We start from the raw sequence: 22851 nt of genomic DNA on the forward strand, positions 1-22851 counted from the left end.
CAACCGCGCAGCTTTCTAGTTGCGGTGAGTCTAATCCATTCTGCAAAAGCCGGATCGCAGCGATGCGACCCGGCCAGGGGAAACGCGCGTTAGAAATCACGCTTGTAGAAAATATCCAGCGAACTCGCCACACCACTGGCGGCCTCGACATAGACCTTCTTGCTCAGCTTGTAACGCAGCGCAATGGTGCTGGCCGGTTCAAACACGCCCACGCCATAACGCAAACTGAGCTTCTCGGTAATATTGCCGCTGGCCACCACACTGGTGGCATCGCCGCTGCCTGCCGTATCGAGCTGGAAGTCCTGAATCCCCAGGTCCTTGGCCAGACTGCTGGTGACTCCCGAACTGCCCATCAAGCCCAGCCCCAATGCCGCTTGCGCGAGCATGTTGTTGTCTTCGCCGTTGGTGCTCAACGGCCGACCGAGTACCAGATAGGAGAGCGCCTGCTCCTGACTCATCGCCGGCTCGGAGAATATCTGCGTGGTCGGCTGTTCGGCGCTGCCACTGAGGCGAATACCGGCGATCACGTCGTCGGTCTGGCGAATCGCTTCGATGTCCAGATACGGCTGATCGATAGGGCCGGCAAACAGCAAACGCGCACGCCGTACTGACAGGCGCTGGCCGTAAGCACTGTAGCGGCCGTCGTTAAGCCACAGTTCGCCGCGAGTATCCATGTTGTCGCCGATGTGCACATGACCTTGCACGTTGGCGGTCAGGCCAAAACCGGCGAAGGCCAGTTTGTCTTCGCCGACCACCACGTCGATGTCCATTTTCATTGCAAGCGGCGGTTTGCCCTCTTCGGTCTGCGCACCGACGATGATCGTGTCATCGGAGACTTTTACCGTTGACGGCGGCAGTTCACGCACGGTGATTTCGCCTTTGGGGACGTGCACTTTGCCAGCGATTTTCAGCTCCTCGTCTGCCATGGAGATCTTCAGATCCGGCGCCACTTCCAGCTTGGCATACGGCTCGACGGTGACCGGCAACTGCGTGCCCTTCAACGCCAGATCGACCACCAACGCCTGCCCCCAGGCAACGTTGCCGTTGAGGCTGCCCTGACCGCTCTTGCCGCTTTTCCAGCCGCCGTCGAGGCGCACCGACTCGCCGGCAATCAGGGCGGTGAGTTGCAGGTTCTGCAGCTCCATCGGCAACTCGGCGCCGGACACTTCGCCGTCGCTGAGTTGCACGGTGCCGTTGACCAACGGTGCCAGCAGTCCGCCGGAAATCGTCCCGCTGCCATTCAGGCGTCCGGTGAGTTTTTCAACCATCGGCACAAATGGCCGCGCGACCGATAGGTCCAACCCACTGAGACGGAACGAGCCGCTCAGCGGTTTGTTTTTCGGCAGCGGATTGAGCTGCGCCTGCACCATCAGTTCGCCGAGTTTGCCGCCGACGAAATTGAGTTCGGTGTCGACGCGCTTCGGTGTGAGTTTGCTGGTGAGTTTCAGGGTCTGGTACGGGAAGTCCAGCCACTGATCCTTTTCCTTCATGCGCATGGTGCCGCCGCTGGCGTCGATGCTGACCACGCCGTTCGGGCCGCTGGCCGGCAGATCAAGTTGCAGGTCGGCGTTGAGCTTGCCCTTCCAGGCGAAGTCTTTCGGCAGCCATTGCGCCAGACTTTCAATCGGGAATTGCTTGAGGTGGTAGCGCAGTTTCGGCTCCGGCATCAGCCGTTGGTCTTCACCGCACAGGCTGGCATTGCCGGACATCCAGCAATGCGCGCCGAAGTTGATTTTGCCGTCGGCGAGACGTTCGAGTTTGGCCGGGTTTTGCAGTTTCCAGTCCTGGCCACCGGCCTGAATGTCGCCACTGGCCAATCGACCGCGCCAGTTGCCTTTGTCGAGATTGCCGTCCAGACCAAGGGCCAGTTTCAGTTTCGGCCCGATCAGATCGAGGTTGAGTTTCTGGTTCTTGATGTCGCCTTGAGCGCTGGCGGTCAACACGCCCAGGTTGGTGTCACCAGCCTGAATGCCGCTGCCTTTCAGATCGATCTTCGCCCGCTGTGCACTGTCGAGGGTGGCGTCGAGGTTGAGGCTTTGCAGGCGATTGTCCTGGAACGCCAGTTGCGAACCTTGCAGGTCGAGTTTGCCCTGCGGCGCTTTCAACGTACCGGCCACATTGACCTGACCGTTGACCTGCCCGCGCAGTTGCGGCCAGAGCTGGGCCAGACGCGACAGCTTGATGTCGATCTGCCCGGTGAGCTTCTGTTGCAGGCTGCCCTTGCCGTTGATGCTGTTGTCGCCGAGGCGGATTTGCAGCGCGTTGAGGTTCCACTGTTCGCCAGCGCCGTCAGCCTTGGCCTGGAGGATCGCCGGTTGCCCGCGCAGTTTGCCTTTCAAGTCGAGGTCGGCGGTGAGGCTCAGGCGTTCGTTCTTCATTTCGCCCTTGCTCTTTAGCGGCCCGGCCAGGGTGCCAGGCAATTCAGCGACCCAGTACGCCGGGTTGAGCGCCGACAACTCCAGCGCCGTGTCCCAGGCGACGCCGTCGGCGAACTGTACGTTGACGTGACCTTCAGCCTTGCCCTGCCCGGCTTCCATTTTCAGTTGCGGCAAGGCGATCTGTTTAAGGCTGCCGCTGAACGGACTGCTCAACGTAAACGCGCCCGCCGGACCATCCAGTGCGGCGGCGAAGTTGCCGAGGTATTGGCCGTCGGTGTAGGAGACTTCGCCGGTGAAGGTACGCAAAGCGACCTCAGGTTCGTCGATTTCGTTGTAGAGCCGATGCCACGGGAAATCCTGCCAGTTTATATTGGCTTGCGCGCTGAGGCCTTTGCTCCAGTCGACGCTGCCGGTGAGTTTGAGGCTTTGTTTATCGTTGGCCGTCAGGTCGAGGCCGGCAATCTGCGCGCCGCTGGCGTCGACTTTGCCTTTGAGCAGCAGCGCCACCGGGCCTTTGTCGGCGGGTAGCGTGGCGTTGCCGTTGAGCTGGTAACCATTTTTCAGGTCGCCTTCACCGGTCAACAGCAATTGATTGAGTTGCAGGGTGTCCGGCAGGTCGGCGCTCGGTTTGAACGCGTCGGAAGTGATGCGCACCTTGGCTGGCAGGTTTTCCGCGAGCGGTTGCAACTCGCCGCTCAACTGGCCCTCGAGGTAGCCACGGCTGTCGGCATGCAGGTTGAGGGTTTTCAACAGGTCGCCGTCGATTTTCAACGCCAGCGTCCACGGACCTGCGCCCGGAGACGGCAGAGTCAGGTCACCGGCAATGTTCAGCGGCCAGTTGGCGGTCGGCGTGAGTGTTCCGGACAGGTTCAGGCTGAGGTCGTCGCGCTGCAATTTAACGCTGTCGATCTGCATGCCCTGAGCAGTCCAGTGCGCTGCCAGTTGCAGGCCCTTGAGCTGCTCGCTACCGTTGAACAGCAGGCTGCCGACCTGCACGTCGCCCAGCTCGATGGCCACCGGCAATTGCAGATCCGGCAGTTTGATCGGGCCGCTTTCGGTCGTCTCTTCGCTCGGCGGGAATTGCAGAATGACCTGATCAGCCTTGAGCTGTTCGATGCACAGGGTCATGCGCGTCAGACACAGGGGTGACCAGGCGAAGATTGCCTTGTTCAGCTCGACGCGGCTGCTGTCCTGCTGCCACACCAGATGATCGGCGCTCCATTGCCCGCCGAGGCGACCCTGAAAATTGTCTACCGTCAGCCCCGGCACGAGGCCCAGCACCCAGCGGCTGCCGGCCGCCGTGCCGAGTACGGCGGTGACACTCAATACAATCAACAACAGCAGCGCCAACACCGCCAGCGCCGTCATTTTCAAACCACGCTTCACAGCTCAGGCCCCATGGAAAAGTGCAGCCGGATGCCGCCATCGTCGTCGAGTGCGTGGGCCAGGTCGAGGCGGATCGGCCCGACCGGCGAGACCCAGCGCACACCAATACCGACCCCGGTCTTGAGGTTCGGCAGTTCGAGTTTATTGAAAGAGTTGCCCTGGTCGACGAAGGTCGCCACGCGCCATTTCTCGGCGATCGAGTATTGGTACTCGACGCTGCCGGCGACCATGTAGCGCCCGCCGATTCGGTCACCGTCGGAGTTTTTCGGCGACAGACTCTGATAGTCGTAACCGCGCACGCTCTGATCGCCACCGGCAAAGAAGCGCAGCGACGGCGGAATCGAGTTATAACCATTGGTGGCGCTGCCGCCGACCTGTACACGACCGAGGAAACGGTGTTTGTCGAATACCGTGGTCAGGCCTTTGACCAGCGCCGTGCCATACAGAAGGTTGTTGTCCGAACCCAGACCTTCCTTCGCCACTTTGCTTTCGAAGCTCAGCCGATAGCCGTTATGCGGGTCGATGCGGTTGTCGCTTTTCAGGTACGAGTAACTGATGCCGGGCATCAGCAAGGTACTCAGGCCGGAGTCATCGCCGAGTTCATATTCTTCGCGCTGCCATTTCAGCGAGATCACCCGCTGCCAGCCGCTCGGTAATTTGCTGTGCCATTCCGGGCCGAAAGTCAGCAATTTGCTGAGCGTGTCGGAACCGTCGATGTCTTCGAACTGATAGCCGCCGGCCCAACGCAATTTGTCGGTCAGCGGCGGGTCGAGCGGGATGTCGTAGAACAGCCCGACGTTTTGCCGTGGCGCCGAGAGCTCGGCTTCCCAGCCATAGCTGTCGCCTTGCGGGTTGACCCAATGGCGCGTCCAGTTGGCCTTGATGCGTGGGCCGACGTCGGTCGAATAACCGAGGCCCAGGCCCATGGTCCGTGGCTTGCGCGTGTCGAGTTTGACTTCCACCGGGATCACGTCGTTTTTTGCGGCGGTCGGTGCAGCATCGACGCGCACACCTTCGAAATAACCGCTTGATTGCAGATCGCGATTGAGTTCGGCGATCAGCTCGGAGTCATACGGCTCGCCTTCCTTGAACGGCACCATGCGTTGCAGCAGGTCTTCGTCGAACGGCGTGTCGCCTTCGAATGTGACCTTGCCCAGCCCATAACGCGGGCCGCTTTCGTAGATCAGCTCAACATCGGCCACCCCGGCACGCGGGTCGACCATGAGTTTTTGACTGGTGAAATGGCCACTGAAGAAACCGAAGCGCGAGGCCTGATTCTGAATAAGTCGTTTGGCGTCTTCATAACGCCCATGATTGAGCACAGCACCGGATTTCAGCACGTCGCTTTTCGGTACACGAAAGGATTTGAGGGAGGCAGCCGGGCCGTCGACACGGATGGTGACGTTGCGCAGGCGAATCGGCTCGCCGGGATCGATGTTCAGCACCAGACGCGGTTTGTCGCCGCCCTTGACATCACTTTCGATCTGCGGCTGGTAGTAGCCCAGCGCCTGAGCCGCTTTGCGCGCCTGCTCTTCGGCACCGCGACTGAAGCGCTGCAGAGCTTCTTCGTCACGATCGCCGAGGCTGCCGATATAGCCTTCTATATTGGCCTTGAGTTCATCGTTGGACGGTTTGATCCGCACATCCAATTCACTTTGCGCCAGCGCCGCGCAGCTGGTTAACAGCATGAGCACGCCACTGGTAAATCTTCCTGGAAACTTCATAGGCGCGGATGCTATCACGGGCTTGGGAGCGTGATAGAACAGGAAATTTCCCAAGAAGTTCGATTGTCATGCTGTTGCAGTTTGTAACACCTGCGGATTGGCGTGAAAAAAAACGTGTTCGCGCACCGGCCCGACAGCAACTTCGCCGATCTCTTCGTAACCCTGCCTTTTATAGAATTCCAGGTAGCGCGGGTTGCCGGTGTCGAGCACAACACCTTGCGAAGTTTCATCGACCGCGCACCAGTTGTGTACGGCCGTCAGCAGTTGTTCGCCGAAATGTTTGCCTTGAAATTGTGGATGAATGCCCAGCAGCGGCAGCATGTGCACCGAATCGGTCGGCACGCAGGCGGAAACGGCATCGTGGTATTCCAGATAGCGGCGGGTGCAGCGAAAACCGGTGCTGAGCACCATGCGCAAACGCCATGCCCAACTTTCGGTGATGCCCAAACGGCGCTGCGGCGGCGCGATCAGGGCGATGCCGATCAAGCGATCGTTGACCAGCAGGCCGATGGCAGGCAGATCCTGAAGGAAGTGTTGTTTGACCAGCTCACGTACGGTGGCGCGCACGCGTTGCTCGTAACCGGGCCGCTCGGCTTCGAACAGGTAGCCGAAGGTCGGCTCGTGGCGATAGGCCTGATACAGCAAGGAGCGCGCTTCACGCGAGTAGCCACGGTCGAGCATGTGAATGTCGGCGATGGCGGTCTGGGTTTCAGGCATGACGGTGATTCTCCCCGGGGCGCGTTCAGATGGCGGCGCTCTTGTTGGTACGAACCTTTTACGGGTGGCGTGGTTCCCCACAGGTATAGACCAACTCGGGATCTTCATCGACCAGGCGGCCGCCTTCGCGAGCAAGCTCGCTCCCACATTTGGAACGCATTCCCCTGTGGGAGCGAGCTTGCTCGCGAAGAGGCCGGCACTGGCAGCACAAATCCCACAGGCCAAAATGATTTCTCCCACACTGGCCCCCATCCCACATGTCAGCTAGCATCGCCCTTTTGCCAGGACTGCCGACCATGAAGATCGTTTCCTTCAACATCAACGGACTGCGTGCCCGTCCGCATCAGCTGGCAGCGCTGATCGAAAAACACCAGCCGGACGTCATCGGCCTGCAGGAAACCAAGGTTCACGACGACCAGTTCCCGCTGGAAGAAGTCCGCGCCCTCGGCTACCACGTGTACTTCCACGGCCAGAAAGGCCATTACGGCGTGGCGATGCTCTCGCGCCGGGAACCCATCGCCATCCATAAAGGTTTCGCCACCGATGAAGAAGACGCCCAGCGCCGCTTTATCTGGGGCACCTTCGCCGACGCCAATGGCGTGCCGGTGACCATCATGAACGGCTACTTCCCGCAGGGTGAAAGCCGTGACCACCCGACCAAATTCCCGGCCAAGCAGCGTTTCTACAGCGATCTGCAAGCGCTGCTGGAAAGCCAGTTCCACAATGAACAGCCCGTGGTGGTGATGGGCGATGTGAATATTTCCCCGGAAGACTGCGACATCGGCATCGGCCCGGACAACATGAAGCGCTGGCTGAAAACCGGCAAATGCAGCTTCCTGCCGGAAGAGCGCGAGTGGATGGCACGCCTGAAGAATTGGGGTTTGACCGACAGCTATCGTCACCTGAACCCGGACGTGACCGACATGTTCAGCTGGTTCGACTACCGCAGCCGTGGGTTTGAGGATGAGCCGAAGCGTGGCCTGCGCATTGACGTGATTCTGGCCTCTCATGGTTTGTTGCCACGGGTGAAGGCCGCCGGTGTGGATTATGAATTGCGCGGGATGGAAAAACCTTCCGACCATGCGCCGATCTGGCTTGAGCTCAGCTGATCTTCGAATCGCCTGCCCCCCCCTTGTGGGAGCGAGCTTGCTCGCGAATGCGGTGTGTCAGTCACCAGATATGTTTCTGATGCACCGCCTTCGCGAGCAAGCTCGCTCCCACAGTTTCATCGGTGTCATCTTTCGGTCATGCGCCTGACTTAATCTCCCCGGCAATCCCCTTGGCTTGATTCGGTGCCGGCATGACCCTGCGTGTTCTGTGCGTGTTTCTCTTGAGTGCGTGGCTGACGGTTTCTGCCGCTGCCCTGCCCCTTCCTGAAAACGGCCCCGCGCTGCGCATTCAAGGTTCCAACACCATCGGCGCCGAACTCGGCCCGGCGCTGGTCGAAGGGTTGCTGCAAGAACAGGGCTTGCTGAAAATCCACCGCGAAACCCCGGACACCGCCAACGAACTGCGCATCGTCGGCCAGACCGCCCAAGGCAAACGCGTGGTCGTGGAAGTGGCCGCGCACGGTTCCAGCACCGGTTTCACCGCGTTGAAAAATGCCAGCGCCGACCTGGCAGCGTCCTCTCGCGAGATCAAGGACAGTGAATTGCAGGCCCTGCAATTGCTGGGCGATCTGAAAAGCCCCGCCGCCGAGCAAGTCATCGCCATCGACGGTCTGGCGATCATCCTTCATCCCGACAATCCGCTGCAGCAACTGGACACCGAACAACTGGCGCGGATCTTCGCCGGCGAAGTGAAAAGCTGGGAAGACCTCGGCGGGCGTGGCGGTGCGATTCATTTATATGCGCGGGATGATCAGTCCGGTACGTACGACACGTTTAAAGAACTGGTCCTTAGCCGGCGAGGGAAAAGTCTGAACAGCGCCGCGAAACGGTTTGAGTCCAGCGAGCAATTGTCCGACGCCGTCAGTACGGATCCACAAGGCATTGGCTTCATCGGTTTGCCTTACGTGCGTCAGGCCAAAGCCGTGGCGATTGCCGATGGAGCTTCGCTGTCCATGCTGCCGCTCACCAGCCTGATCGCCACTGAAGATTATCCATTGTCGCGGCGGCTGTTCTTTTATCTGCCTCCCGACAGCACAAACCCGTGGGCCAAGGCACTCGTGACATTTGCGCAGAGCCGTCAGGGCCAGGCGATTGTCGCGGCCAACGGGTTTGTCAGCCAGAGCGTGCACGCCATGACCGTCGCGCCGAATGCGCTGATGCCCGAGGGGTATCAATCCCTTAGCCGTCACGCCCAACGTCTGACAGTGAACTTCCGTTTCGAGGAAGGCAGCGCCAACCTGGACAACAAGGCGCGTCAGGATCTGGCGCGGGTGCTCGACTATATAAAGAGGCATGACAAGCGCGAGCGCGCGGTGACACTGGTGGGTTTTGGTGACGCCAAAGACGACCCGGCACGTGCGGATCTGCTGTCGAAGCTGCGGGCGATGGCGGTGCGACGGGAGTTGGTGAAGAACGGTGTGGTGTTGCGCGAGGTTCGCGGGTTTGGCGCGTTGATGCCAGTGGCGGCGAACAATGCGGATGAGGGGCGGATCAAGAATCGCCGGGTTGAGGTTTGGGTGTATTGAGCCTGATGTTGATGTGTTGAGCCTGCTTACGTCATCGCTGGCAAGCCAGCTCCCACAGTGTCCGAGTCGTACACAAAATTCATGTGCACCCAAAAAACCTGTGGGAGCTGGCTTGCCAGCGATGAACGATAACTCGGTCTAGGATCAGCGCTCGCTACGCAGCATTTCCTTCGGCACATATTTGCCGATCTCGAACTTGCCGATCGCCGCGCGGTGCACTTCGTCTGGACCATCGGCCAGGCGCAATGTGCGTTGCATCGCATACATATAAGCCAGCGGGAAATCGTTCGACACACCTGCCCCGCCATGCATCTGGATCGCTCGGTCGATCACCCGCAGCGCGACGTTCGGCGCAACGACTTTGATCTGCGCGATTTCGCTTTTCGCCACTTTGTTACCGACGGTGTCCATCATGTACGCCGCTTTCAGCGTCAGCAGGCGCGCCATGTCGATCTCCATCCGCGAGTCGGCAATCTTGTCGACGTTACCGCCCAGACGCGCGAGCGGTTTGCCGAACGCAGTGCGGCTCACCGCGCGTTTGCACATCAATTCCAGTGCGCGTTCAGCCATGCCGATCGAGCGCATGCAGTGGTGAATGCGGCCTGGGCCAAGGCGACCTTGAGCAATCTCGAAGCCACGGCCTTCACCGAGCAAGACGTTTTCGTACGGCACGCGCACATTATCGAACAGCACTTCGGCGTGGCCGTGTGGCGCGTCGTCGTAGCCGAACACCGGCAGCGGGCGGACAATTTTCACCCCGGGGGTGTCGACCGGCACAAGGATCATCGAGTGCTGGGCGTGGCGCGGCGCATCGGGATTGCTCAGGCCCATGAAAATCAGGATTTTGCAGCGTGGATCACAGGCGCCGGACGTCCACCATTTTTTACCGTTGATCACCCACTCGTCACCATCACGCACCGCGCGGGCAGCCATGTTGGTGGCGTCAGACGAGGCCACATCCGGTTCGGTCATGGCGAACGCCGAGCGAATCTCGCCGCGCAGCAACGGTTCGAGCCAGCGCTGTTTTTGTTCTTCGTTGGCGTAGCGCACCAGCACTTCCATATTGCCGGTGTCCGGCGCCGAGCAGTTGAACGGCTCGGGACCGAGCAGCGAGCGGCCCATGATTTCCGCCAATGGCGCGTATTCGAGGTTGCTCAGGCCGGCGCCGAGTTCCGACTCCGGCAGAAACAGATTCCACAAGCCTTCGGCCTTGGCCTTGGCTTTGAGCTCCTCCATGATCGCCGTCGGCTGCCAGCGATCGCCTTCGGCAACCTGGCGCTCGAACACGGCTTCGGCCGGGTAAACGTAAGTGTCCATGAACGCGGTCACGCGCTCACGCAGTTCTTGCACCTTGGGCGAATAAGCGAAATCCATGAGCAGCTCCCGATGGTTAAGGCAGTTCTTTGGCAGAGGTTGTTCAAGTCATGCAATCGATGCTAGAACAGCGTTGATAATTTACCTAGCCTATTCTCGGCGTGTATAAACATTCATCACCGATATATGATCGGCTGATTGCCAGCCCCCAAAACACCGCCCTAAATAACAAGAGAAGCCGCGTTATGAATCTGAGTAAGGTCGACCTCAACCTTTTCATCGTCTTCGACGCGATCTACACCGAAGCCAACCTGACCCGTGCCGGGCAGATTGTCGGCATCACCCAGCCGGCGGTGTCCAACGCGCTGGCACGGTTGCGCGAGACCTTCAACGATCCGCTGTTCGTGCGCACGGCGCAGGGCATGGTGCCGACACCGATGGCGCAGAACATCATCGGCCCGGTGCGCAACGCGCTGTCGTTGCTGCGCGTATCGGTTCAGGAAAGTCGCATTTTCAACCCCGCGCAAGCGGTCAAGACCTACCGCATCAGCATGACCGACCTCACCGAGGCGGTGATTTTGCCGCCGCTGTTCCAGCGTCTGCGCCGATTGGCGCCGACGGTGATCATTGAAAGTTTTCTGTCCAAGCGCCGCGAGACCACTAAAGAACTGGCTGCCGGACGTCTGGATTTCGCCGTGGATGCACCGCTCAACACCGACCCGCAAGTGCGTCACGTCAAGCTGATGGAAGACCGTTACGTGTGTGCGATGCGCAAGGGCCATCCGATGGCGGGCAAGGAAAAACTCTCGCTGGATGACTATCTGTCGCTGACGCATATCCACATTTCCAGTCGCCGCAGTGGCTTGGGTTATGTCGATCTGGCGCTGGGCAAAATGGGTATTCAGCGCAAGATTGCCCTGCGTTCGCAGCATTACTTGATGGCGTCGCAGGTGATGCAGCAGACCGACATGGTCATGACCGTGCCGGAGCGCTTTGCCCGCCGGCATGAGCTGCAGGCCTTCAATCTGCCGGTGAATGACGTGCCGCCGGTGGAGACACATCTCTATTGGCATGAAAGCACTGACCAGGACCCGGCGAATCGCTGGATGCGTGAGCAGATGATCGAGTTGTGCCAACAGGTGACGGCGCAGGAGAAGAAGCTCGATAAGGTGTAGGGCTTTTTACCGCGTTATCGTTCTTCGCGAGCAGGCTCGCTCCCACAGGTTCTGTGGTATTCACAAATCCACTGTGGGAGCGAGCCTGCTCGCGAAGAGGCCATCGAATACAACACAAAATCATCCCGCTTGACGTAAACGTCAACCTGCCATTAGCTTAGCGCCAAGACCTTTTTCCGAGCGCTTCCATGAGCAGCCAGACTTACAGCATCTCCGACCTCGCCCGCGAGCTGGACATCACCACCCGGGCGATCCGCTTTTATGAAGAGCAAGGCCTGCTCAGTCCTGAGCGTCGTGGCCAGGAACGCATCTATTCACCCCGCGACAAGGTCAGCCTGAAGCTGATCCTGCGCGGCAAACGCATCGGTTTTTCGCTGGCCGAATGCCGCGAACTGATCGAGCTTTACGACCCGTCCAGCGGTAACACCAAACAGCTCAACAGTATGCTGGCGAAAATCACTGAGCGCCGCGAGCAGTTGGAGCAGCAGTTGTTGGATATCGAACAGATGAAGCTGGAGCTGGATACCGCAGAAGAGCGCTGCGTGCAGGCGCTGGAGCAGACGCTCAAAAGCCAGCAGGCCATTCAGTAACAACCCCATTCCCTGTGGGAGCGAGCAGGCTCGCTCCCACAGGGGGATATCCGCAGACTTCAGATAATTACTACAGGTCAACCGCCATGTCCCTCCCCTCCCAAGTACGCCTGATCGAAGTCGGCCCGCGCGATGGCCTGCAGAACGAAGCCCAACCGATCAGCGTCACTGACAAGGTGCAACTGGTCGACGCTTTGAGCGCCGCCGGCCTTGGCTATATAGAAGTCGGCAGTTTCGTCTCACCCAAATGGGTGCCTCAGATGGCTGGTTCCGCCGAGGTGTTCGCGCAGATCCAGCGCAAACCCGGCGTGACCTACGGTGCACTGGCGCCGAACCTGCGCGGCTTTGAAGATGCGATCGGTGCGGGGGTCAAGGAAGTGGCTGTGTTTGCTGCCGCTTCCGAAGCCTTCTCACAGCGCAACATCAACTGCTCGATCAGCGAAAGCCTCGCGCGCTTCACTCCGATCATGGAAGCGGCGCAACAGCACGGCGTTACCGTGCGCGGTTACGTGTCCTGCGTGCTCGGCTGTCCGTACGAAGGCACGGTCGCGCCGGAGCAAGTGGCGATGGTCGCGCGCGAGTTGTATGCGATGGGCTGCTACGAGGTATCGCTGGGCGACACCATAGGCACTGGCACTGCTGGCGCGACTCGCCGCTTGTTTGAGGTGGTATCGGCGCAGGTTCCGCGCGACAAGCTTGCCGGGCATTTTCACGACACCTACGGTCAGGCCATGGCCAATATCTATGCCAGTCTGCTTGAAGGCATTTCAGTATTCGACAGCTCTATCGCGGGCCTCGGCGGCTGCCCGTACGCCAAAGGCGCGAGCGGTAACGTTGCTACCGAAGATGTGGTGTACCTGCTCAATGGCTTGGGTATCAAGACCGGAATCGACCTGGACGCCTTGATTGCCGCGGGTCAGCAGATCAGCGCGGTGCTCGGTCGCCCGAGCGGTTCGCGCGTGGCCAAGGCTCGCAGCGCACAGTGAGGGGACAAGGTGTTACCGCTGTGTCCGGAATGTGCGTTCAAGCGAGTAACACGGAAACAAATTGTCTGGTTTCGCTGGAGTGAAAAATCGCTGAAATTCTCAAGCTGTTGATTTATAAAGAAATTTAAAAGTTGGCACGGCTTCTGCTATCTCTATGGCATAACAAGAATAAAAAGCAGCAAACCAATAAAAACAAGACGTACCGACTCTGACATAACAAAAACAACACGGCAGAGACGCAGCTAACAGATTTTTTTGGAGAAGGTGTGCTTTTCAGGGTGCTCTCAGGAGTGACCCGCAACCGGGCAGAGAACAATAAAACTACCTTCAGGTAGCTCCCGAATCGGTTGGATCGCTTAGCGAGAAAGTAGATCAGCGCTCAAAAAAATACGTTTGCTCTTGACCCCGGATGGGGGTCGCCAAAAACAGCGGTAAAGGGCCACGGTTGCCAAAAACAACAACAGACCGACCCTCAATAATAAAAAAGAGCACGCGACGACAAAATTAAAGGGGAGCCTCGGCTCCCCTTTGTGCTTTCTGCGATTCCTCTTTTCCTCAACGCTTATCCCCTGTGGGAGCGAGCTTGCTCGCGAAAGGGGTGTGTCATCAACAAAGATATTGGCTGACCTGACGCCTTCGCGAGCAAGCTCGCTCCCACAGGGTTTGCGGTTACCGCTCGAAAGTTTTCAGTTCTTCGATGCTTATTTCGCGCATGCGAAATTTCTGGATCTTGCCCGTGACCGTCATCGGAAACTCTTCGACGAACTTGAAGTGCCGTGGCGTCTTGAAGTGCGCGATGCGTTCCTTGCACCAGGTTTGCAGCTCCAGCTCGGAAGCATTGTGGCCGGGGTGGAATTTGATCCAGGCAACAATCTCCTCGCCGTAACGTGAGCACGGAATGCCGATCACCTGCACGTCCGCCACCGCTGGGTGGGTGAAGAAAAACTCTTCCAGCTCACGCGGATAAACGTTCTCGCCACCACGGATGATCATGTCTTTGTTACGCCCAGCGATGTTGACGTAACCCTCCTCGTTCATGCTCGCCAGGTCGCCGGTGTGCATCCAGCCCCCCTCATCGATGGCTTCGGCGGTGGCCTGCGGATTGTTCCAGTAACCGAGCATCACACTGTAACCACGGGTGCACAGTTCGCCGATGGCGCCGCGCGGCACGAGGTTGCCTGCCTCATCAATGATCTTGCTTTCCAGCTGTGGCTGCGTGCGGCCAACGGTGGTCACGCGCAGTTCCAGCTCGTCGTTCGGGCCGGTTTGCAGCGACACCGGGCTGGTTTCGGTCATGCCGTAAGCGATCTGCACTTCGCTCATGTGCATCTCGCTGATGACCCGGCGCATCACTTCGATCGGGCACGTCGCACCGGCCATTATTCCGGTGCGCAGGCTCGACAGATCGAATTCGCCGCGCTGTGGCTGGTCGAGCATGGCGATGAACATGGTCGGTACGCCATAGAGGCCGGTGGCTTTTTCTGTGGCGACGGTTTGCAGGGTCAGCAATGGATCGAACGCATCGTTGGGGTAAATCATTGTGCTGCCGTGGGTGATGCAGCCGAGGTTGCCCATGACCATGCCGAAGCAGTGATACAGCGGCACCGGGATCACCAGACGATCGCGCGGGGTCAGGCCGATGCTTTCGCCAACCATGTAACCGTTGTTGAGAATGTTGTAGTGGCTGAGGGTCGCACCTTTGGGGAAACCGGTGGTGCCGGAGGTGTACTGGATATTGACGGGTTGATCGAAGTGCAGGCTGTTGCTGCGTTCGCTGAGCTGTTGCGGGGAAGTCTTCGCGGCCATATCAGTCAATTGCGACCACGGCAGGAAACCTGATGGCGGCTGTGCGTCGAGGCTGATCACGCCGCGCAATTGCGGCAGGCGCTCGCTGCGCAGTTGGCCGATGGATTGTTCGGCCAGTTCTGGTACCAACCCTTGCAACATGCCGTGGTAGTCAGAAGATTTGAACGTCCCGGCACAGACCAGCCATTGGCAGCCGGATTGTTTGAGCACGTATTCGAGTTCGGAGCTGCGGTAGGCCGGGTTGACATTAACCAGGATCACGCCGATTTTCGCCGTAGCGACTTGGGTGATGCACCACTGCGCGCAGTTCGGCGCCCAGATACCGAGGCGATCGCCGGCCTGCAAACCCAGGGCGAGCAGCGCTCTGGCGTGCAGATCCACCGCATCGGCCAGTTGGCGCCAGGAATAGCGCAACTGCTGATGGCGCACGACGAGCGCTTCTCCGTCGGGGTATTGCGCAACAGTCTGATCGAACTTCTGCCCGATGGTCATCGCCAGCAAGGCTTTGTCCTGAGAACCACGGGTGTAGCTGCGCTGCGGGTTTGCACTGGGTTGATCCATGACGACCCCTATTGTCTTTATTAGTGGGTTTTGCCGGATTTAATCCCAGAGGGATTTCTCCGCTTCAATCTTGAACTGCCCTTACTCTCGCCTAAGTTGACGTTAACGTAAAGGGTGATTGACAGCCATCCGCCACAGGCTTACGTTAACGTAAAGGTGAGAGCTGAGTGACCGCCCTCCCCACCCTACAAAGAAGCCAAAAGGTGCCCCATGAGCTATCCATCCCTGAACTTCGCCCTCGGTGAAACCATCGACATGCTGCGCGATCAGGTTCAGTCCTTTGTTGCCAAGGAGATCGCTCCGCGCGCGGCGCAGATCGACAGCGACAACCTGTTCCCCGCCGACATGTGGCGCAAGTTCGGCGACATGGGCCTGCTCGGCATCACCGTGCCGGAAGAGTACGGCGGCGCGGGTTTGGGTTACCTGGCGCACGTGGTGGCGATGGAAGAAATCAGCCGTGGCTCGGCCTCGGTGGCGCTGTCTTACGGCGCGCACTCCAACCTCTGCGTCAACCAGATCAACCGCAATGGCAACCACGAACAGAAAAGCAAATACCTGCCGAAGCTGATCAGCGGCGAACACGTCGGTGCGTTGGCGATGAGCGAGCCAAACGCCGGTTCCGACGTGGTTTCAATGAAACTGCGCGCCGACAAACGCGGCGACCGTTTCGTCCTCAATGGAAGCAAAACCTGGATCACCAACGGCCCCGACGCCAACACTTACGTGATCTACGCCAAAACCGACCTGGAAAAAGGCCCGCACGGCATCACCGCATTCATTGTTGAACGCGACTGGAAAGGCTTCAGCCGCAGCAACAAATTCGACAAGCTCGGCATGCGCGGTTCCAACACCTGCGAGCTGTTCTTCGATGACGTTGAAGTCCCGGAAGAAAACATCCTTGGCGTCCTCAACGGCGGCGTGAAAGTGCTGATGAGCGGCCTCGACTACGAGCGCGTCGTGCTGTCCGGCGGTCCGACCGGGATCATGCAGTCGTGCATGGACCTGATCGTGCCGTACATCCACGACCGCAAACAGTTCGGCCAAAGCATCGGCGAGTTCCAGCTGATCCAGGGTAAGGTCGCCGACATGTATACCCAACTCAACGCCAGCCGCGCCTATCTGTATGCGGTTGCGCAGGCTTGCGAGCGCGGCGAAACCACCCGTAAAGATGCCGCCGGGGTGATCCTCTACACCGCCGAACGCGCCACGCAAATGGCCCTCGACGCGATCCAGATTCTCGGCGGTAACGGTTACATCAATGAATTCCCGGCGGGCCGCTTGCTGCGCGACGCCAAGCTGTACGAAATCGGCGCCGGCACCAGTGAGATCCGTCGCATGCTGATCGGTCGCGAACTCTTCAACGAAACGAAATGAATTTCGTCAGCTGCGAGCCGCAAGTTTCAAGCTGCAAGAGAACCGCTTTAACTTGCCGCTCCAAGCTTGCAACTCGTAGCTGCTTACGGAGTAAGCCATGATTCTGCACACTCAGCTCAATCCTCGCTCAGCGGAGTTCGCCGCCAACAGCGCAGCGATGCTCAAACAGGTCGACGCGCTGCACACTCTGCTCGCCCAAGTGGCGCAGGGTGGCGGCGCGAAAGCCCAGGAACGCCATAACTCGCGCGGCAAACTGCTGCCGCGTGAGCGCATCAACCGCTTGCTTGATCCGGGTTCGCCATTTCTGGAAATCAGCCAATTGGCCGCCCACGCGGTTTACGGTGAAGACGTCCCGGCCGCCGGTGTGATCGCCGGGATCGGTCGGGTCGAGGGCGTCGAATGCATGATCGTTGCCAACGACGCGACGGTGAAGGGCGGTTCGTATTACCCGCTGACCGTGAAGAAACACCTGCGCGCGCAGACCATCGCGCAGCAAAATCGCCTGCCGTGCATCTATCTGGTGGATTCCGGTGGCGCCAACCTGCCGCGTCAGGACGAAGTGTTCCCGGACCGTGAGCACTTCGGGCGGATCTTCTTCAATCAGGCCAACATGAGCGCGATGGGCATTCCGCAGATCGCCGTGGTCATGGGCTCCTGCACCGCAGGTGGCGCGTATGTGCCGGCGATGGCCGACGAAGCGATCATGGTGCGCAATCAGGCGACGATTTTCCTCGCCGGCCCGCCGCTGGTGAAAGCCGCAACCGGTGAAGTGGTCAGCGCCGAAGATCTGGGCGGTGCCGATGTGCACTGCAAGATTTCCGGGGTCGCCGACCATTACGCCGAGAGCGACGAGCATGCCCTCGCCCTCGCCCGCCGCAGCGTTGCCAATCTCAACTGGCGCAAACGCGGTGAACTGCAGCAACGCGCGCCGATTGCACCGTTGTACGCCAGCGATGAGTTGTATGGCGTGGTCTCGGCCGACGCCAAGCAGCCGTTCGATGTGCGCGAAGTGATTGCGCGACTGGTCGACGGTTCGGTGTTCGATGAATTCAAAGCGTTGTTCGGCACCACGCTGGTCTGCGGTTTCGCGCACCTGCACGGCTACCCGATCGCGATTCTGGCCAACAACGGCATCCTCTTCGCCGAAGCCGCGCAGAAAGGCGCGCACTTTATCGAACTGGCCTGCCAGCGCGGCATTCCGCTGCTGTTTTTGCAGAACATCACCGGATTCATGGTCGGCCAGAAATACGAGGCCGGCGGCATCGCCAAACACGGCGCGAAACTGGTGACGGCGGTGGCTTGCGCGAAAGTGCCGAAATTCACCGTGATCATCGGCGGCAGCTTTGGCGCCGGCAACTACGGCATGTGCGGTCGTGCTTACGACCCGCGATTCCTGTGGATGTGGCCGAACGCACGCATCGGCGTGATGGGCGCCGAACAGGCGGCCGGCGTGCTGGTGCAGGTCAAGCGTGAACAGGCTGAACGCAGTGGCCAAACCTTCAGTGCCGAGCAGGAAGCCGAGATCAAGCAACCAATCCTCGACCAGTACGAAGAGCAGGGTCACCCCTACTATTCCAGCGCACGGCTGTGGGACGACGGCGTCATCGACCCGGCGCAGACCCGCGATGTGCTGGCCCTGGCCCTGTCCGCGTCGCTGAACGCGCCAATCGAACCGAGCCGCTTCGGCGTGTTCCGGATGTAATTTTTTGTGGGAGCGAGCCTGCTCGCGAATACGGTTTGTCAGGTAGCGGATACGTCGACTGATACATCGCTTTCGCGAGCAGGCTCGCTCCCACAGGAACCGTGGAGACGGACGAATATGAGCGATTTCAATACCCTCGAACTGCACAGCGATCCACGCGGCTTCGCAACGCTGTGGCTCAACCGCGCGGAAAAGAACAACGCTTTCAACGCCGAGATGATCCGCGAGCTGATCCTCGCCCTCGACAAAGTCGCCAGCGACGCCAGCCTGCGCTTCTTGCTGGTGCGTGGCCGCGGCAAACATTTCAGCGCCGGCGCTGACCTGGCATGGATGCAGCAATCGGCCGAGCTCGATTACCACACCAACCTAGACGACGCCCGCGAACTGGCGGAGCTGATGTACAACCTCGCCAAGCTGAAAATCCCCACCGTGGCCGTGGTGCAGGGCGCGGCGTTTGGTGGCGCGCTGGGGCTGATCAGTTGCTGTGATATGGCGATTGGCGCCGATGATGCGCAATTTTGCCTGTCGGAAGTACGCATTGGCCTGGCGCCGGCGGTGATCAGTCCGTTCGTGGTGCAAGCCATTGGCGAGCGCGCGGCGCGACGATATGCGCTGACCGCTGAACGTTTTGGCGGGCAACGGGCGCGGGAACTCGGTTTGTTGTCCGAAAGCTATCCCGCCACTGAACTGGATCAACAGGTCGAACAGTGGATCAACAACCTGCTGCTCAACAGCCCCGCCGCCATGCGCGCCAGCAAGGATTTGCTGCGTGAAGTCGGTAACGGCGCGCTGACCCCGGCGCTACGCCGCTACACCGAAAATGCCATCGCCCGCATCCGCGTCAGCCCTGAAGGTCAGGAAGGTCTACGGGCCTTTCTGCAAAAACGTCCGCCGAGCTGGCAAGCCGCAACCACCACCCAGGAGCCGCGTTGATGAGCGCACCCGTTCTCACCACCCTGCTGGTGGCCAACCGTGGCGAAATCGCCTGCCGCGTGATGCGCACCGCCAAAGCGCTGGGCCTGACCACGGTCGCCGTGCACAGCGCCACCGACCGTGAAGCGCGGCACAGCCGTGAAGCGGACATCCGCGTCGATCTCGGTGGCAGCAAAGCGGCCGACAGCTATCTGCAAATCGACAAATTGATCGCAGCGGCCAAGGCCAGTGGCGCTCAGGCGATTCATCCGGGTTACGGGTTTCTCTCGGAAAACGCCGGATTCGCTCGCGCCATTGAAGCGGCCGGTTTGATTTTCCTCGGCCCGCCTGCCTCGGCCATTGATGCGATGGGCAGCAAGTCCGCTGCCAAAGCGCTGATGGAAACCGCCGGTGTGCCATTGGTACCGGGTTATCACGGCGAAGCACAGGATCTCGAGACCTTCCGCGATGCCTGCGAGCGCATCGGTTATCCGGTGCTGCTCAAAGCCACCGCTGGCGGTGGCGGCAAAGGCATGAAAGTGGTCGAGGACGTCAGCCAATTGGCCGAAGCCCTCGCCTCGGCCCAGCGTGAAGCGCAGTCGTCGTTCGGCGACTCGCGGATGCTGGTGGAGAAATATCTGCTCAAGCCGCGTCACGTGGAAATCCAGGTGTTCGCCGATCAACATGGCAACTGCCTGTACCTCAATGAGCGTGATTGCTCGATTCAACGGCGCCATCAGAAAGTCGTCGAAGAAGCTCCGGCCCCGGGCCTGACGCCTGAACTGCGTCGCGCCATGGGCGAAGCGGCTGTGCGTTCGGCGCAGGCAATCGGCTATGTCGGCGCCGGTACGGTGGAGTTTTTGCTGGATGCGCGGGGCGAATTCTTCTTTATGGAGATGAACACGCGACTACAGGTCGAACACCCGGTGACCGAGGCCATCACCGGTCTCGATCTAGTGGCGTGGCAGATCCGTGTTGCCCGGGGTGAAGCGTTGCCGATCACCCAGGATCAAGTGCCATTGAACGGTCATGCGATTGAAGTGCGTTTGTACGCCGAAGACCCTGCGAATGACTTTTTGCCGGCGACCGGGCGTCTGGCGTTGTATCGCGAATCGGCAGCTGGGCCGGGGCGCCGGGTGGATAGCGGGGTTGAGGAAGGCGATGAAATTTCGCCGTTTTACGACCCGATGCTCGGCAAGCTGATTGCCTGGGGCGCGGATCGTGAACAGGCCCGGTTGCGCTTGTTGAGCATGCTCGACGAATTTGCGATTGGCGGTTTGAAAACCAACATCAATTTTTTGCGGCGGATCATCGCCCATCCGGCGTTTGCGGCGGCGGAGCTGGATACCGGATTTATTCCGCGCTATCAGGAGCAATTGCTGCCTGCCCCCGGCACTTTGAGCGATGCGTTCTGGAACGCGGCAGCGCAAGCTGTGGCGCAGAGTCTGCCGCAGTTGGCGCGTCAGGATGATCCTGCTTCGCCATGGTCACTCAACAGCGGTTTGCGTGCGGGATTGCCACGGGAAATCACCCTGCATTTGAGTTGCGAGGGACAGGATCGAGCGCTGACGCTGAGTACCGATGATCAGGCCAGACTGTCCGGCGAAGCACTCATCGTCGAGCACGACGGCGTTCGTCGTACATTGCGTGCCATCCGCCAAGGGGGCTCTCTGTACCTGCAATGGGAAGGTGAGTTGCGGCGCATCGAAACGTACGATCCGGTCAGCGCCGTCGAAGCCAGTCACAGTCATCAGGGCGGCCTGACCGCACCGATGAACGGCAGCATTGTTCGCGTATTGGTCGAGGCCGGGCAATCGGTCGAGGCCGGTGCGCAACTGGTGGTGCTGGAAGCGATGAAGATGGAGCACAGCATCCGTGCGCCGCATGCCGGGGTGATCAAAGCGCTGTATTGCCAGGAAGGTGAAATGGTTGGCGAAGGCAGCGCTTTGGTTGAACTGGAAGCCGTGTGATGGCGAGGTTCGATCTGACTAGTAGCGCGCCGTTGCCTGAACCACAACGCCGATGATTCGACACTCATCGGTCAGCAGGGCTTTCGGCCAGGTCGGATTGAGCGGCACCAGGTAACGCTGACCGCCCTCTTCGTCCAGCTTGCGAAAAATCGCTTCAGTGCTGTCGGGCCACTGGGCGATCACCAGTTTTCCGGGCACCGCCTCGGCGGCCGGGTCGACCAGTATCAGCATGCCTTCGGCAATGCTCTGGCCACTGGGCGCGGTCATCGAATCTCCCGTCACCGTCAACCAGAACGCCGGGCCACGCGCGTGGTAATCCGTCAGTTCGAAGCGCTGCTTGCCTGACGCCTTGGCGTAAGACGCCGGATTACTCTCGCGCACCTCGCACGTCGTCTGCCAATCGCTGACCGGGTAACGGAAGTACGGGTTGTACTTCTGCGCCAGCGGCATGTCGTCGTCAGGTGTTACTTGCGGTTCCCGGATCACCAGCACCACTTCGAGAAAATCCATGCCCAGCGCTTGCAGCACGCGATTCATTTCCGTGATGCCGGGTTCGCGACGCTTGTTCAGCCAATGACCGATCCCGCCCTGGGACATGCCGACGCGCTCTCCGAGCTCTGTTTGAGTGATTTTGAGTTCACTCATCTTGGCCTTGACCAACTCAATCCATTTATCCATGTGCAGCACCTTACGTCGACGCCTTCGGCCAGCAAAACACATATTGTAGTATTTAAATTCTGGTCACAACTACACATAGTACTATTCTTAGGGCACGGATTTTCAATCGACCAAGGAGTGCCTCTTCATCATGAATATCAGCAGCAAAGACTTGCCCGATCTGCAAATGGACACCACCTTCACCTCCCCTCAGGGCAATGCGGCAGCGCAGCGAGCGCTGGACTATTACTTGAAACCAGCTGTGTCAGAACCCGAGGTCGACGAGCGTTTTTTCGATGTCAGGCGCCATCTCAGTGGCGAAGAAGCTCTGGTGCACGCCTCGGACCTGTTGCGCTGTGCGGCGGCCACGGCGTTCAAGGCAGCCGAAAGCCTGCAAGGCGCGAGTCGCGATCTGGCATTTTCAGTGGTGCACATGGTGGATATGGCGCGGGCGATGGTCGACCATTCGCTTGATGCCGATGAAGTCTGAAGAACGGGATTGCGGAGGGACGGGAAAGAATTTCCCCATCGCGCAGATAAAAACATTTGACTTGCAAATGATAATGATTATTATTGCAAGCAGCTGGTCGCGAGATCAGTCGATGGACCAGAGACCTTAGGTCGGTCTTCTGGACTATCTCCTCATCAGGCTAATCACGGTTTTTGACCCGGCTTTTTGCCGGGTCTTTTTTTTGCCCGTTTTTCGGGCTTGTGTCTTCAGGCTAATGAAGTCTTTAGGTGCTGCAAATTCGATGACGCGGATAATATCAAAAGAATATCGCTTGGCAAGCCGGGCCCGGCCACATTGGGGCAAACTAATGACAATTAGCACTTGAGAATCAATCGCACAGTCTCTAAGCTGCTTGCGCGTCATGGAGGACGCCCCCCGCCACACCCCGCAATTCCCCTCGGTTTCAGCCCTGCCTGCGTGTAAAGTAACGGCCATAAAAATCATATTCAGGAA

At 59.5% G+C, this 22851-nt stretch carries 17 protein-coding genes; 10 read left to right on the plus strand and 7 right to left on the minus strand.

Annotation, left to right across the window (positions count from 1 at the left end; translation table 11 throughout):
• Positions 1-89: 89 nt before the first annotated feature.
• The 3 genes from ACZ0A4_RS12950 to ACZ0A4_RS12960 form a co-directional block, all read right to left on the minus strand.
• Positions 90-3764: a translocation/assembly module TamB domain-containing protein gene (locus ACZ0A4_RS12950; protein ID WP_463575023.1), complete on the minus strand. Its 3675-nt coding sequence runs from the start codon at positions 3762-3764 to the stop codon at positions 90-92.
• Positions 3761-5488, minus strand: a complete 1728-nt coding sequence (locus ACZ0A4_RS12955; protein WP_463575024.1) for an autotransporter assembly complex protein TamA — start codon at positions 5486-5488, stop codon at positions 3761-3763. The genes ACZ0A4_RS12950 and ACZ0A4_RS12955 overlap by 4 nt, the downstream gene beginning before the upstream one ends.
• Before the next feature lie 66 nt (positions 5489-5554).
• A complete protein-coding gene (locus ACZ0A4_RS12960; protein ID WP_108225630.1) occupies positions 5555-6205 on the minus strand; it encodes a GNAT family N-acetyltransferase in 651 nt (216 codons plus the stop codon).
• Between the two features lie 296 nt (positions 6206-6501).
• Between ACZ0A4_RS12960 and xthA the strand changes: the two genes are divergently transcribed.
• Positions 6502-7314 carry an exodeoxyribonuclease III gene (gene xthA / locus ACZ0A4_RS12965; protein WP_463575025.1) on the plus strand — a complete coding sequence of 271 codons (813 nt, stop codon included), beginning with the start codon at positions 6502-6504 and terminating at the stop codon, positions 7312-7314.
• 191 nt (positions 7315-7505) lie between these two features.
• The gene (locus tag ACZ0A4_RS12970) at positions 7506-8840 is read left to right on the plus strand and encodes a substrate-binding domain-containing protein (protein WP_463575026.1); all 1335 of its coding nucleotides are present in this window, start codon (positions 7506-7508) and stop codon (positions 8838-8840) included.
• Positions 8841-8984: 144 nt separating this feature from the next.
• On the opposite strand, the gene ACZ0A4_RS12975 is transcribed toward ACZ0A4_RS12970, so the two are convergent.
• Positions 8985-10214 (minus strand): acyl-CoA dehydrogenase, encoded by a 1230-nt coding sequence (locus tag ACZ0A4_RS12975; protein WP_007917231.1) that lies wholly within the window; start codon positions 10212-10214, stop codon positions 8985-8987.
• A gap of 185 nt (positions 10215-10399) precedes the next feature.
• On the opposite strand from ACZ0A4_RS12975, the gene ACZ0A4_RS12980 reads away from it, so the two are divergent.
• The 3 genes from ACZ0A4_RS12980 (at position 10400) to ACZ0A4_RS12990 (ending at position 12905) form a co-directional block, all read left to right on the plus strand.
• Positions 10400-11329, plus strand: a complete 930-nt coding sequence (locus ACZ0A4_RS12980) for a LysR family transcriptional regulator (protein ID WP_016986544.1) — start codon at positions 10400-10402, stop codon at positions 11327-11329.
• A gap of 188 nt (positions 11330-11517) precedes the next feature.
• Positions 11518-11919: a MerR family transcriptional regulator gene (locus tag ACZ0A4_RS12985; protein WP_093434160.1), complete on the plus strand. Its 402-nt coding sequence runs from the start codon at positions 11518-11520 to the stop codon at positions 11917-11919.
• 86 nt (positions 11920-12005) lie between these two features.
• Entirely contained in the window at positions 12006-12905 is a 900-nt protein-coding gene (locus ACZ0A4_RS12990) for a hydroxymethylglutaryl-CoA lyase (RefSeq protein WP_463575027.1), read from the plus strand.
• A gap of 669 nt (positions 12906-13574) precedes the next feature.
• Here ACZ0A4_RS12990 and ACZ0A4_RS12995 read toward each other — a convergent pair.
• Positions 13575-15272, minus strand: a complete 1698-nt coding sequence (locus ACZ0A4_RS12995; RefSeq protein ID WP_463575028.1) for an AMP-binding protein — start codon at positions 15270-15272, stop codon at positions 13575-13577.
• Between the two features lie 210 nt (positions 15273-15482).
• On the opposite strand from ACZ0A4_RS12995, the gene ACZ0A4_RS13000 reads away from it, so the two are divergent.
• From ACZ0A4_RS13000 to ACZ0A4_RS13015, 4 genes are all read left to right on the plus strand, one after another.
• On the plus strand, positions 15483-16646 hold the full coding sequence (locus ACZ0A4_RS13000; RefSeq protein ID WP_110719347.1) for an isovaleryl-CoA dehydrogenase: 1164 nt from the start codon (positions 15483-15485) through the stop codon (positions 16644-16646).
• Between the two features lie 97 nt (positions 16647-16743).
• Entirely contained in the window at positions 16744-18348 is a 1605-nt protein-coding gene (locus tag ACZ0A4_RS13005) for a carboxyl transferase domain-containing protein (RefSeq protein ID WP_463575029.1), read from the plus strand.
• Positions 18349-18465: 117 nt separating this feature from the next.
• Complete coding sequence (locus tag ACZ0A4_RS13010) at positions 18466-19281, plus strand: gamma-carboxygeranoyl-CoA hydratase (protein WP_463575030.1); 816 nt, start codon at positions 18466-18468, stop codon at positions 19279-19281.
• The gene (locus tag ACZ0A4_RS13015) at positions 19281-21230 is read left to right on the plus strand and encodes an acetyl/propionyl/methylcrotonyl-CoA carboxylase subunit alpha (RefSeq protein ID WP_463575031.1); all 1950 of its coding nucleotides are present in this window, start codon (positions 19281-19283) and stop codon (positions 21228-21230) included. Before ACZ0A4_RS13010 ends, ACZ0A4_RS13015 begins: the two co-directional genes overlap by 1 nt.
• Before the next feature lie 18 nt (positions 21231-21248).
• Here the strand turns inward: ACZ0A4_RS13015 and ACZ0A4_RS13020 are convergent, their stop codons facing one another.
• Positions 21249-21908 (minus strand): LexA family protein, encoded by a 660-nt coding sequence (locus ACZ0A4_RS13020; RefSeq protein WP_463575032.1) that lies wholly within the window; start codon positions 21906-21908, stop codon positions 21249-21251.
• A 130-nt stretch (positions 21909-22038) separates the two neighbouring features.
• On the opposite strand from ACZ0A4_RS13020, the gene ACZ0A4_RS13025 reads away from it, so the two are divergent.
• Positions 22039-22377 (plus strand): DUF6124 family protein, encoded by a 339-nt coding sequence (locus ACZ0A4_RS13025; RefSeq protein WP_463575033.1) that lies wholly within the window; start codon positions 22039-22041, stop codon positions 22375-22377.
• A gap of 144 nt (positions 22378-22521) precedes the next feature.
• Here ACZ0A4_RS13025 and ACZ0A4_RS13030 read toward each other — a convergent pair whose 3' ends face one another.
• Positions 22522-22761, minus strand: coding sequence for a hypothetical protein (locus tag ACZ0A4_RS13030; RefSeq protein ID WP_463575034.1), 240 nt, complete (start codon positions 22759-22761; stop codon positions 22522-22524).
• Between the last annotated feature and the right edge of the window lie 90 nt (positions 22762-22851).

The sequence above is a fragment of the Pseudomonas sp. AC172 genome (genome assembly GCF_979258595.1).

Coding starts and splice junctions, on each gene's coding strand:
- ACZ0A4_RS12955 (WP_463575024.1), bottom strand. CDS start 5,488: ATGAAGTTTCCAGGAAGATTTACCAGTGGCGTGCTCATGCTGTTAACC.
- ACZ0A4_RS12960 (WP_108225630.1), bottom strand. CDS start 6,205: ATGCCTGAAACCCAGACCGCCATCGCCGACATTCACATGCTCGACCGT.
- xthA (WP_463575025.1), top strand. CDS start 6,502: ATGAAGATCGTTTCCTTCAACATCAACGGACTGCGTGCCCGTCCGCAT.
- ACZ0A4_RS12970 (WP_463575026.1), top strand. CDS start 7,506: ATGACCCTGCGTGTTCTGTGCGTGTTTCTCTTGAGTGCGTGGCTGACG.
- ACZ0A4_RS12975 (WP_007917231.1), bottom strand. CDS start 10,214: ATGGATTTCGCTTATTCGCCCAAGGTGCAAGAACTGCGTGAGCGCGTG.
- ACZ0A4_RS12980 (WP_016986544.1), top strand. CDS start 10,400: ATGAATCTGAGTAAGGTCGACCTCAACCTTTTCATCGTCTTCGACGCG.
- ACZ0A4_RS12985 (WP_093434160.1), top strand. CDS start 11,518: ATGAGCAGCCAGACTTACAGCATCTCCGACCTCGCCCGCGAGCTGGAC.
- ACZ0A4_RS12990 (WP_463575027.1), top strand. CDS start 12,006: ATGTCCCTCCCCTCCCAAGTACGCCTGATCGAAGTCGGCCCGCGCGAT.
- ACZ0A4_RS12995 (WP_463575028.1), bottom strand. CDS start 15,272: ATGGATCAACCCAGTGCAAACCCGCAGCGCAGCTACACCCGTGGTTCT.
- ACZ0A4_RS13000 (WP_110719347.1), top strand. CDS start 15,483: ATGAGCTATCCATCCCTGAACTTCGCCCTCGGTGAAACCATCGACATG.
- ACZ0A4_RS13005 (WP_463575029.1), top strand. CDS start 16,744: ATGATTCTGCACACTCAGCTCAATCCTCGCTCAGCGGAGTTCGCCGCC.
- ACZ0A4_RS13010 (WP_463575030.1), top strand. CDS start 18,466: ATGAGCGATTTCAATACCCTCGAACTGCACAGCGATCCACGCGGCTTC.
- ACZ0A4_RS13015 (WP_463575031.1), top strand. CDS start 19,281: ATGAGCGCACCCGTTCTCACCACCCTGCTGGTGGCCAACCGTGGCGAA.
- ACZ0A4_RS13020 (WP_463575032.1), bottom strand. CDS start 21,908: ATGGATAAATGGATTGAGTTGGTCAAGGCCAAGATGAGTGAACTCAAA.
- ACZ0A4_RS13025 (WP_463575033.1), top strand. CDS start 22,039: ATGAATATCAGCAGCAAAGACTTGCCCGATCTGCAAATGGACACCACC.
- ACZ0A4_RS13030 (WP_463575034.1), bottom strand. CDS start 22,761: ATGACGCGCAAGCAGCTTAGAGACTGTGCGATTGATTCTCAAGTGCTA.